Raw genomic sequence first — 806 nt, forward strand, 5'->3', positions numbered from 1 at the left:
TTCATCCTGCTAACTTTCGTCGTTCGCTTATTGAAAACAATCAGATCAACAAGATTAATATTCTTGTAAAGCCGCAATGGTTAGAGTCCCGTACGGAAGAATCGTGTTGCAGTACTGCCTTCTTTGAAACGCACCAAGCCTTTTACCACCTAGAGCTTAATCAGGCGTTAACTGACCTGGCCACCGAACTCACCAACCGGGATACACCAAATCGTTTTCAAGACAAGCTCGAAATCGAAAGTTTGATTTATCAAATTCTGTTTCACGCAACACAACAAATGCCACAGGATTTTTGCCCTCAAAACACCAACTGTTACCGAGATAAAATCTCCGAACGTCATAGTGATTCACGCGTGGAAAACATTGTCAGCTATATCGAAACGCACCTTGAACAAGAGTTGAGCCTCGAACACATTGCAGAGGTATTCTCGATGAGTGTGTCTAACCTACAACGCCGCTTTAAACAGTCACTTAATATGACGGTGAATGGTTATATCCGTTATCGCCGTCTTGAGATCGCAAGAGTACATTTGGAGCGTGGTTTAGTGTCGATCACTGAAGCCGCGTACGAAGCGGGCTATCACCATCCTTCTAATTTCACTAATGCGTTTAAAAAAGTGTTCGGTGTGCCGCCCCATGAGATCGTAAAAGAGTGACGGGAACGCTCAACAATGCGTCTATCCAACCTACTTACGCACTTCTGGGGTATATATCGTCAGCGACATGGGTATATACTCGCGTTAAACATCAAGCCAATGCCATCGGGTTGCAAATCAAACGCTGCGTAGAAACCAATATGTTTAACG

Annotated in this window: 1 protein-coding gene; it reads left to right on the top strand. The window is 44.2% G+C overall.

The genetic code is table 11. From position 1 onward, the window contains the following. Positions 1-656, top strand: a 656-nt coding sequence (locus tag R8O10_RS24620) for an AraC family transcriptional regulator (protein ID WP_318191874.1), incomplete at its 5' end; no start/stop codon positions are given. Positions 657-806: the final 150 nt, after the last annotated feature.

Origin of the sequence: Vibrio sp. 1727 (genome assembly GCF_033344415.1) — a bacterium.
GTDB classification, from domain to species: Bacteria; Pseudomonadota; Gammaproteobacteria; order Enterobacterales; family Vibrionaceae; genus Vibrio; species Vibrio alginolyticus.